Below are 10,603 nucleotides of genomic sequence, written 5' to 3' on the forward strand. Positions count from 1 at the left end.
ATATATACGGCAAGGCGACGTTGACGTGGTTTGAAGAGATTTTCGAAGAGTATTACCTTCAAGAAGCTCCATTGATGCCCCACCACCGCGTCACAAATACCTACACTAACACAAAAAGGTGACATAGCCACCTTTTTGTTAACGTTTCAGTTTTCTTCCTTTTCTACAAAATCAGGATTTTGTAGAGACTAACGGGCTGAAATTATTTTTCTGTAAGTGCAGCCAAACCTGGCAATACTTTACCTTCAAGAAGTTCCATTGATGCTCCACCACCAGTAGAGATCCATGAGAACTTGTCTGCACGACCAAGGTTGATTGCTGCGGCAGCTGAGTCACCACCACCGATGATTGATTTAACACCTGGTTGTTTCACGATAGCGTCCATCACACCGATTGTACCAGCTTGGAAGTCTGGGTTTTCAAATACACCCATAGGTCCGTTCCATACAACTGTTTTGGCACCAGTCAGAGCTTCGTCAAATTTAGCGATAGATTTTGGACCGATGTCAAGACCAAGGAAGCCTTCAGAAACTGCTTCACCTTCAGTGTCACGCACTTCAGTGTAACCAGCAAATGCGTTTGCTTCTTTTGAGTCAACTGGCAAGATCAATTTACCGTTTGCTTTTTCAAGAAGAGCTTTCGCAACATCCAATTTGTCTTCTTCTACAAGTGAGTTCCCGATTTCGATACCTTGTGCTTTATAGAATGTATAAGTCATACCACCACCGATAAGGACTTTATCAGCTTTTTCAAGCAAGTTTTCGATAACACCAATCTTGTCTGAAACTTTTGAACCACCAAGGATTGCTACGAATGGACGTTCTGGAGTTTCAACTGCTTCTTGGATGTAGGCAATTTCGTTTTCAAGAAGGAATCCAGCAACTGCTTTTTCAACGTTTGCTGAGATACCAACGTTAGATGCGTGTGCACGGTGAGCTGTACCGAATGCATCGTTTACGAAGATACCATCTCCAAGTGATGCCCAGTATTTACCAAGTTCAGGATCGTTTTTAGATTCTTTCTTGCCGTCAACATCTTCGTAACGAGTGTTTTCAACCAAGAGAACTTGTCCATCTTCAAGAGCGTTGATTGCCGCTTCCAATTCCGCACCACGAGTGACACCTGGGAAAACAACATCTTGACCAAGTTTTGCTGCCAAGTCAGCTGCTACAGGAGCAAGTGATTTACCAGCTTTATCAGCTTCTTCTTTCACACGTCCAAGGTGAGAGAAAAGAATTGCACGTCCACCTTGTTCGATGATGTACTTAATAGTTGGAAGAGCTGCTGTGATACGGTTGTCGTTAGTGATTACGCCATCTTTCAATGGTACGTTGAAGTCAACACGAACGAGGACTTTTTTACCTTTCAAGTCAACGTCTTTAACAGTAAGTTTTGCCATGTTACAAAAACCCCTTTAATTATTTTATTCGAAACTATTATATCACACTTTGGAAATATAAGGAAAGATTTCACAAGATTTTTCGATATTTAATCTTCATCTTCTTTTTTCTGTTTCAATGTCAAGGCTAAACTAGCAAGACCAAGGCTTGCCAATCCTGCTATTAGGGCTTCATTGGCATCAGCAGTTCCTGTATTTGGCAATTGTTTACTTGCTTCTTCTGATTTAACTGCTGTATTTTGGGCTGGTTTTTCTTGTGTAGGCGCTACTGCTGGTTCAGTTTTTACTTTTGTTCCAATTTCAACAATTTCTGGAATCGCCTCTTGGATGACTTCTGTTGAACGAAGACGACGCTGACCGTTTTCATCAACTTCAAAGACATGTCTCAACAGACCATCTCGTCCCTGTATGATGACTCGTTGTTCCCCAACTAGCATATCAGCATTTTCATGCTCTTGACGGTCAAAGGCAACCTTTTCCTCTTGAACTTCCAATTTAGGAGCCTTTTGTTGATCAGAAGCCGGTTGATTAGTAGTTTTTGGAAGGACTGTGTTTTGTTGTTCTGGTTTAGTTGAGATAGTAACAAGGTCATTTGCACCATTAGATTCTACTCGTGGTTTCTCAGCAGATTCATAAACAAAGGCGTAATGAGTAAAGTGTGGTGCTGTAAAGATAACATGACTATCCGTTTGTTCAAAAGCCAATTCTACTGCCTCTTTGCCTTCAGGTAAGAAGAATACTCTCTTCACTTTCTTATCTTTTTCAATTGGAATTTTCACAATAGAAGCGTAAGAGAGATCAACGTCTTGACCTTTTTCATCGAGACCTTCTATTTCAAAGACATGAGCATCTTCTCCAGCAAAGTATTTTTTCTCTTCAGCACTTGCTTGAACACGCTCTACTTTCAAGCCCTTGATGACAGTCTTCTCTTTATTTGAGAAGTGTACTTCAACACCTGTTTTACTATCAGAAAAGACTGCTGGCTTGTCTTCTTTCAATAAAGCAACCAGATCTTTCAAACTCTGTTTCGCTGTTGCAAGCTCTTCTGAACTCAAATCTACTTTTTCAACCAAGGCCTTGTTCTTTTCAAGAAGCGGAGCTAGGGCAGAACCTGAAGGATGGTTTGGTTTGGCAGCCAAGAGTTCTTGAGCCTCACCTGTTAAGCGATCGAGTTCTGTCTTTTCTTCCGTAAATTTCTCTTGACCATTCAGAGCTTTATGAGCTTCTGTCAATTTATTAAGTCGGTCATTAACCTGATCTTGGGTGCTAGTTTCATGGTCTTTCAACACTTGTTCGGCCGCTTCAATTGCTTTCAAGAAGGCTTCTTTTACTTCTGGTGAAGCAAAGTTATAGACCACCTTGTTCTTAGCAGCTTCAACTTCTGCTAATTTTTGTTTAAGGTACTCATCGTTCAATGCTGCTTTTGGAGATACCAAAACATCAAAGTTGACTTTATGACCTTGGTAACGAAGCGTCAAGGTTTGACGACCAGTCTTTTGAGCATCGTAACCAGAAATTTCAACTCCCTCATCAGTAAAGGAATGTTCTTCCATGGTGTCATTGCTATAAGCCACTGCAAAGCGTCCTTCAGACAAGTCTAAGCTATCACCAACTAGGTAATCTTTTTTCGGTTCCTGACTTACTTCAATTCTCAAAATAGTTTTCGGACTTGCTTCATCTTGACTAGTAACAGTCACTGACAAATTCGCATTTACTGGTTGTCCCAAGTATTGGAGAGTAAGATTTTGTTCTCCCTTATGATGCGTGTCAAATCCTGATACTGATACACCTGCGTGAGTTAGGCGAATGAGTTCGTCCTCAGCTCCCCCTTCATACCGAACTCGAAGAACACCACCTCTAAGGTTCAAATCCTCCCCTTCGGCGTAGCTTGTTTTCTTAGGTCCTGTCTCTAGGCTGACTGACTTGATTTTTCTGTCATCTTTTGGAACGGAAACTGCTAGGACATTACTAATTTCCTTGCCTGGAAACTGGGTACGATAGTACAGAAGACCAGATTGATTTGTCAAATCCAATGGTGCACTTGCTAGGTCTCCTCCAACTTCGCTCTTCAAGGTTGCAAGCGGAGTTTGAGAATTTGGATTGTCATAAACGGTAATGGTTGCTCCAGCTGGTACATCCGCAAAACCAACCTGTACCTTGTTATTGCCTAGAGAACGGGCTGCAGCCTTGGCCATCGGAATATTGACACTCTCAGTATCAAGCTTTTCATACATTTTCCAGTTATAGATACGAATAGCCTTCCATGGAGTTCCATTGTCAGAAGTGACAACATTTAAGCGCCAATCTTGAGCTGTGATAGGTTTATCAAGGGTAATATCTGTAACATGAGCTTTATTGCCACGGACTTCCTTAGCCAACTTCCATTGACCATCCGCATCTTTATAATAGAGGTCAAAGTCTTTGGTGTTCATCAAACCATCGTTGACAGATTCTCCACCAGCTCCAGCATGATCCATGACCCATCTCACAACACGGCGTGGTTGTGTCAAACGAATATCAACGCTACCACTTAATTGAGAAGAAGACCATTTGTCAGATAGACTGGTGATGGTCCCATTCAACATACCTTCGATACCTTCTCCACCTTCTGTATCTGGGAAGGTACTTCCGATAACAGTAGCCCCTGGAACGATGTTTTCTGCTAGAGGTCTTGGAAGACTTGTGTCTTGGACAGTCATCCCCCACTCAAAGTTTGTAGTTGCTGCTTCAGAACGAAGGCCATTCTTACCAACTGCAACAACCTTCAACTCCTGACTAGTACCAGTCGCACTAGCTGAGCGGCTAACTTTTGGTAGGTAGATCGTAGTTGCAGATGAACCTGTCAATAGGCGCCAAGCATCGCCATCCTTTTCATAGACTTCATAGAAATCAGCATCTTTATGACCAGTAAATTGTACAACTGCTTCCGCTTCTTGGGCATTTTTAAGGACTTGTTTGGCTACAGCTACTGTGGTTGGTGCCTGAGGAGCATCTTGATTATTGCTGATGGTCAATTGCCCCAGGTTAAATTGATAACCTTTTAAGTCTTTGTCATTTTCAAAATAGAGTTTAATACCGTAAATTGTTTTACCTGCCAAGGCACTCAAATCAAAATCATCGGTAGTCCAGTTATCTGAAACTGTCAATTCTTTACGGGCAGCTTCATCACCATAGGTATAATCTTTCTTGGTTGCAAATTCTACATAAACCTTGGTCCCTTTGCCTCCTTTGTGGGCAACATGCAATTTGGTTGTATCTGTCACCTTCAAGCGAGTAGAGTACAAATTCACATCTTGCTTGGTCGCACCTGAAAGATCCCCTGCAAATTTAAGAGAAGTTCCACCATTATAAGCATCTTCAAAATCATAGCTTGCTTTCAACTTATCACCAGTTGATTTTTGCCACCAGCGCCATGTTGGAAGAACACCTGATACTGAACGATAATTCCACTCAGAATCCTTAGAAACCTTACCATCTACGAACCATTTTTTACCATGACCTGTATTAAAAGAAGTAGTAAAAGTATTACCTACCGCTGGCGTACGGTCCGCAACTAGGTTAGCAATACCATACCAATCTTTGTCACCTGGTTTTTGGCCAGTGGGGTCTCCTTGATAACCTGTAAAGAAGATATCTTCATTTTTATGATAATCTTCACCAGTTTTTCCTAAACTTGTAATGGTATCTGGGGCAAATAAACCAAGAGAAAGGCGCAATTTCCCATTTTCGTCTAAAATGTCATTCCACTTAACCTTTGTCTTGTAGGAACCACCCTGTTGCAATTCCAAACCTGCAAATACATCATAAGGATTACGACCAATCCAGTTGGCAGTTGCAATAGTGTAATCATTTTTAGCCTTATCCCAGTTAAAGTTAGCAAAGAAGTGATCAGCGGGTACCTTGTCCCCCTCTTTTTGCATAAACTGATAGTTGTATTCTCCTAAACCATCTTGGTGGTAACGTCCATAGTTATAAGTCATGGCATCGTACCAAGAATACTTGATTGGATGGTTTACCTTAGCAGCATACTCCTTGGTATAGAGCATAAACTGGCGCATCTTTTCTCCAAGAGGTTCAACCAAATCCCCAGTTGTTTCTTGGTTAATGAAATAGCCATCATAGCCATAATACTTGGCCATATCTACCAATTTACGGGCAATTGGGAAGCTACCATCTGCGTCTTGCTTCAAAGCTTCAGCGAATTTTTCTTGATCAGCAATACTATTAGACCAGTTGAAGAAGAGTGTACCATATACAGGAACCCCGTTACGGTGACCTGCATCAATAACGTCAGGAGTTGGTACGAGACCTTCCCAGAAGACCATTGAATCTAGATATTGCCAATAGTCAAAAGCATAGGCCTTGAACTCTTCTCCACCAACAGAAGCATGGTCTTTTGCTTTAGAATTGGTGTTTGATAAGGCTTGAACTTTTGCTTCCTTGCTAGCTTTTTCATTGACCAAATGACCTGTCCGACGTGAAGCGAGGACAACAGATCCGCGGTTAATAGCATCATCTTCACGAGCACCTGGTTCCCATTTTAACAATTCTTCCCAAGAATTAAATTTGATTTCCTTTGGTTTTAATGTTTTTTCTGTATTTTTAGGGACATCTGGCTGGACTTCTTTTTCAGTCTTATTAGCTTCGGCTGCTGGCTTAGACTCATCCCCTTGGTTAGTTGCTTCGGGCTTTGCTTCTGTTTCCTTGTCAAACTTAGGTTTTGCTTCTGCAGATGGTGTTTCTGCAACCACCTCACTTGCTTTTTCCTCTGGTTTAGCTGCGCTAGCTGCTTCTGCAGTTTCAGTAGTTGAAGCTTCATTGCTTGCTGGCGAAGCAGTTTCAGATGTTGTCGCTACTCCTTCTGCCTTTTCTAGCTTGTTTTCTCTAGCATGTTCCCCTTCATTCTGCTTATCAGCTTCATTAGTTGGATGCTCACTCTCTCCTGAAACAAGCTCTGTATTGGTTCCGCTATTTTCAGGAACTGCAGTTTCTTCTGCCAAGGCTGGACTAGCAAATAAAACAGCCCCAATCATCAGTGAGCAAGCCCCTACTGATAACTTACGAATACTGTAACGACAACGTCTTTCAAAAAATGAATTCTTCATTTTCTCCTCCTAAAAAATTGATTTTATTGCACAAAAGAAAGCGCTTAACTTTCTTTATAAAATTTTTATCCCAATCACAGGGACCAAGATAATCACATTTTTATCCTAAAGCATTTTTTGACAAAAAACAATAGCTGTTTTCACAAATCTAAAATAAGGTTAAAAACTCTTAAAAATAATACACTTATCAATTATAATTTTCTTTTACAAACTTGACATTAACACTTGTTAGATTTACTTTTATCCTTTAAAATAGAATAGGAGATATTCCGCGATTATTTTTCGGAGGAAAAAGAAATGTCCATTAATTGGCAGGAAATTTTATTTCACTTTTTAGGTGGTCTGGGACTATTCTTATATAGTATCAAGACCATGGGAGACGGTTTGCAACAAGCTGCTGGAGATCGCCTTCGTTTTTACCTTGACAAATATACTAGTAATCCTTTCTTTGGAGTTCTGGTTGGTATTGGGATGACTGCTCTAATTCAGTCTAGTTCTGGTGTAACAGTTATCACAGTCGGCCTGGTCAGTGCCGGTCTCCTAACCTTACGTCAGGCTATCGGAATTGTCATGGGGGCTAATATCGGGACAACAGTCACATCCTTTCTTATTGGGTTTAAACTAGGTGACTATGCCCTACCTATGCTCTTTATCGGTGCTGTCTGCCTCTTCTTTACAAAAAATCGGACAGTCAATAATATCGGACGCATCCTCTTTGGTGTCGGTGGTATCTTTTTTGCCCTCAATCTCATGAGCGGTGCAATGGCTCCACTCAAAGACTTACAGGTCTTTAAAGACTATATGATTGAGCTAAGTAAAAATCCTGTTTTGGGTGTCTTTGTCGGTACCGGCTTGACCTTACTGATTCAAGCTTCCTCGGCTACCATCGGGATTTTACAAAACCTCTACGCCAGCAATCTCATTGACCTGCAAGGAGCTTTGCCAGTTCTATTTGGTGACAATATCGGGACAACCATTACAGCCATCATTGCCTCTTTAAGTGCTAATATTGCAGCTAAACGGGTAGCAGGAGCTCATGTTGCCTTCAACGTTATCGGAACAGTCGTCTGCGTTATTTTTCTAGTTCCTTTTACAGCCCTGATTCATTGGTTTGAAGCTACGCTAAATCTAGCACCGGAAATGACCATCGCCTTTGCTCACGGAACCTTTAATATTACCAATACCATTGTCCAATTTCCATTTATCGGAGCTCTGGCTTACTTTGTAACCAAGATTATTCCTGGAGAGGACGAGGTTGTCAAATACGAACCCTTATATCTTGATGAACATTTCATCAAACAAGCCCCATCTATCGCTCTCGGAAATGCTAAGAAAGAGCTCTTGCACTTAGGAAACTACGCTGCTAAAGCCTTTGACCTTTCCTATAAGTATATCATTGACTTGGATGAAAAAATTGCTGAAAAAGGGCATAAAACCGAAGAAGCCATTAACACCATCGATGAGCAATTGACACGTTATCTCATTGCCCTTTCAAGCGAAGCTCTCAGTCAAAAAGAAAGCGAAGTGCTCACCAATATCCTTGATTCCTCCCGTGATTTGGAACGGATTGGAGACCACGCGGAGGCTCTACTCAATCTGACTGACTATCTTCAACGGAAAAATGTTGAATTTTCTGATGCCGCCTTGAAAGAATTAGAGGAAGTTTATCGTCAAACTAGTGACTTTATCAAAGATGCTCTGGATAGTGTGGAAAACAATGATATTGAAAAAGCACGCAGTCTTGTAGAACGCCATGAAGCAATCAATAAGATAGAACGTGTTCTCAGAAAAACCCACATCAAACGCCTCAACAAGGGCGAATGTTCAACACAAGCTGGGGTCAACTTTATCGACATCATCTCACACTACACTCGTGTATCAGACCACGCTATGAACCTTGCTGAAAAGGTTTTTGCAGAACAAATCTAAGAACCAAGAAGCTATCCATCATAATTGGATGGCTTTTTGCTTTTTCCTAAGCAAGACTAGTCTGAATGAAACTGAAAGAGTATTCTGCAGATATAGTGGATTAAATTAAAAAAGTATAGTATATTGAATCTATAACAGTACACCTTGACTGCTAAAATATTTCTATAAATTGATTTGGCTTTCCGAATTAATTTGTTCAGATTTTATTTCAATATACTGATAAATCCATTCACTAGCACAGGGCAAGAGGGAGTCGCTATTGATTTCAAGGGTAGCAGGTACACACAGAGGACTCCTACCTCAGATATACTTCAATATCATCGTATGCAAAAAACCTCTGAGATTCTTCTCAAAGGTTCTGATTTTGCTAATTGCTGTTCTCAACCGCTGCAGTAATAAAAGCAGTGTAGAGTTCTTCTGGGCGGTTTGGACGGCTTGACAGTTCAGGGTGATACTGACACGCTACAAAGAATTTATTTTCTGGAATTTCCACGATTTCGACCAAACGATTGTCTGGAGAAACTCCTGAGAAGACAAAGCCTGCTGCCTCAAACTGCTCACGGAAGGCATTGTTAAACTCATAACGGTGACGGTGACGGCGTTGCACCACTTCTTGATTATGATAAGCAGCTGCTGCCTTAGAGCCACGTTTCAACTTAGACGGATAAAGCCCCAAGCGAAGGGTTCCGCCCATATCCTCAACATCAATCTGATCACGCATGATATCAATGATAGGGTATTTTGTTTCTGGTGCAAGCTCTGCAGAATTGGCACCTTCGAGTCCTAAAACGTGACGAGCAAATTCGATACATGTCAACTGCATTCCCAAGCAGACACCTAACATTGGAACATCATTTTCACGCGCATAGCGAATGGCTTGGATTTTCCCTTCCGTACCACGTTGTCCAAAACCACCTGGTACGATGATTCCGTCCGCATCAGACAAAAGCTCTGCCACATTCTCTGCTGTCACATCATTGGCATTGACCCAATTGATTTTAACTTCTGCATCGTTGGCATAGCCAGAGTGTTTCAAGGCTTCGACCACTGAGATATAGGCATCTTGCAACTCCACATACTTACCAACAAGGGAAATCTTAACTTGTTTCTTGAGGTTCATGACCTTGTCCACCATGGCTGACCATTCTGTCATATCCGCTGCTGGTGCGTCTAATTTCAAATGATCACAAACAATTTGGTCCATCCCTTGTGCCTGCAAGTTCAGTGGAATTTGGTAAAGGTGTTCAACATCCAACGATTCGATAACGGCTTCTGGTGCCACATCACAGAACTGGGCCAGTTTATTTTTAATTCCTTGACCAGCTGGCTCCTCTGTACGAATAACCAACATATTTGGTTGGATTCCCAAGCCACGCAATTCTTTGACAGAGTGTTGGGTTGGTTTGGTTTTCATTTCACCAGCAGCCTTGAGGTAAGGAAGCAAGGTTGTATGGATATACATGACATTATCCGCACCCACATCTGCCTTCATCTGACGAAGAGCCTCTAGGAATGGCAAGGACTCGATATCTCCTACTGTTCCACCAACCTCTGTGATAATGACATCAGAGTCGGTCGTTAGAGCGGCACGCTTGATTTTTTCTTTCAAAGCATCTGTGATATGAGGAATGACTTGAACAGTTGCCCCAAGGTATTCTCCACGGCGTTCTTTACTAAGAACTTCACTGTAAATTTTCCCAGTTGTCACGTTGGAATATTTGTTGAGATTGATATCGATGAAACGTTCATAGTGACCCAAGTCCAAATCTGTCTCAGCTCCGTCATCTGTCACAAAAACTTCCCCGTGCTGGTAAGGACTCATAGTTCCTGGATCAATATTGATATAAGGGTCAAATTTTTGAATGGTTACTTTAAGACCACGATTTTTCAAGAGACGGCCTAGACTCGCTGCCACAATCCCTTTCCCAATAGACGATACCACACCACCAGTTACAAAAATATATTTCGTAGACATAGATTCCTCTTTCTAAAATGCTCAAGGTCTTGTTAACTACGAGGGGATATAGAAAACAAGACCCTACTAATAAGAATAATCTGGGACGACTGCACCAGATTCACAACTAATACTCTTCGAAAATCTCTTCAAACCGCGTCAACGTCGCCTTGCCGTAGATATGTGTTCCTGACTTTGTCAGTCTTATCTACAACC

General features: G+C 41.5%; 4 protein-coding genes. 1 reads left to right on the forward strand and 3 read right to left on the reverse strand.

Features of this window, described 5'->3' with window-relative positions; all coding sequences use genetic code 11:
• Window positions 1-202 precede the first annotated feature (202 nt).
• Both HT701_RS08005 and HT701_RS08010 read right to left on the reverse strand, forming a co-directional pair.
• Window positions 203-1,399, reverse strand: coding sequence for a phosphoglycerate kinase (locus HT701_RS08005; protein WP_001096743.1), 1,197 nt, complete (start codon window positions 1,397-1,399; stop codon window positions 203-205).
• A gap of 89 nt (window positions 1,400-1,488) precedes the next feature.
• Window positions 1,489-6,504 carry a bacterial Ig-like domain-containing protein gene (locus HT701_RS08010; protein WP_172931398.1) on the reverse strand — a complete coding sequence of 1,672 codons (5,016 nt, stop codon included), beginning with the start codon at window positions 6,502-6,504 and terminating at the stop codon, window positions 1,489-1,491.
• Between the two features lie 297 nt (window positions 6,505-6,801).
• Between HT701_RS08010 and HT701_RS08015 the strand changes: the two genes are divergently transcribed.
• On the forward strand, window positions 6,802-8,433 hold the full coding sequence (locus HT701_RS08015) for a Na/Pi cotransporter family protein (protein WP_172931399.1): 1,632 nt from the start codon (window positions 6,802-6,804) through the stop codon (window positions 8,431-8,433).
• Window positions 8,434-8,800: 367 nt separating this feature from the next.
• Here the strand turns inward: HT701_RS08015 and HT701_RS08020 are convergent, their stop codons facing one another.
• On the reverse strand, window positions 8,801-10,408 hold the full coding sequence (locus HT701_RS08020; protein WP_172931400.1) for a CTP synthase: 1,608 nt from the start codon (window positions 10,406-10,408) through the stop codon (window positions 8,801-8,803).
• Window positions 10,409-10,603: the final 195 nt, after the last annotated feature.

The organism is Streptococcus sp. 10824 (assembly GCF_013276595.1).
GTDB lineage: Bacteria > Bacillota > Bacilli > Lactobacillales > Streptococcaceae > Streptococcus > Streptococcus pseudopneumoniae.

What these genes read in the sequence shown, in the direction of transcription:
- HT701_RS08005 (WP_001096743.1), bottom strand. Translation starts at nt 1,399, where the DNA reads ATGGCAAAACTTACTGTTAAAGACGTTGACTTGAAAGGTAAAAAAGTC.
- HT701_RS08010 (WP_172931398.1), bottom strand. Translation starts at nt 6,504, where the DNA reads ATGAAGAATTCATTTTTTGAAAGACGTTGTCGTTACAGTATTCGTAAG.
- HT701_RS08015 (WP_172931399.1), top strand. Translation starts at nt 6,802, where the DNA reads ATGTCCATTAATTGGCAGGAAATTTTATTTCACTTTTTAGGTGGTCTG.
- HT701_RS08020 (WP_172931400.1), bottom strand. Translation starts at nt 10,408, where the DNA reads ATGTCTACGAAATATATTTTTGTAACTGGTGGTGTGGTATCGTCTATT.